Source organism: Pseudomonas sp. EA_5y_Pfl2_R50 (genome assembly GCF_963970475.1).
Taxonomy (GTDB): Bacteria; Pseudomonadota; Gammaproteobacteria; order Pseudomonadales; family Pseudomonadaceae; genus Aquipseudomonas.
Map to the genome: position 1 here is coordinate 1 of NZ_CAXAPT010000259.1, position 253 is coordinate 253.

Sequence of the window (253 nt, forward strand, 5' to 3'; positions counted from 1 at the left end):
GCGTAAACAACATCGACCAGCAGAGCTGGCCGATGCTTGTAACGATCAGCCGTAATTAAACGACTGGAGCACGCCAGTCATCGGAACCCGAAGTACCGGATACTTCGTGGGTCCAGGTGATTTTGCGGTAGGTGAACTGCACTTCTTCCAGGTGGGTGAAGTGCGCGTTGCCCGGGTCCTGGCAGTTGTGCATTTTGTTGTTGATGGCGACGATGATCGCGTCTTCCAGTTTGGTGGTGTAGTAGTGCTCTTG

At 53.8% G+C, this 253-nt stretch carries 1 protein-coding gene; it reads right to left on the bottom strand.

Annotation, left to right across the window (positions count from 1 at the left end; genetic code table 11):
* Positions 1 to 55 precede the first annotated feature (55 nt).
* A partial coding sequence (gene tssD / locus AACY19_RS27720; protein ID WP_339454679.1) for a type VI secretion system tube protein TssD occupies positions 56 to 253 on the bottom strand: 198 nt, incomplete at its 5' end.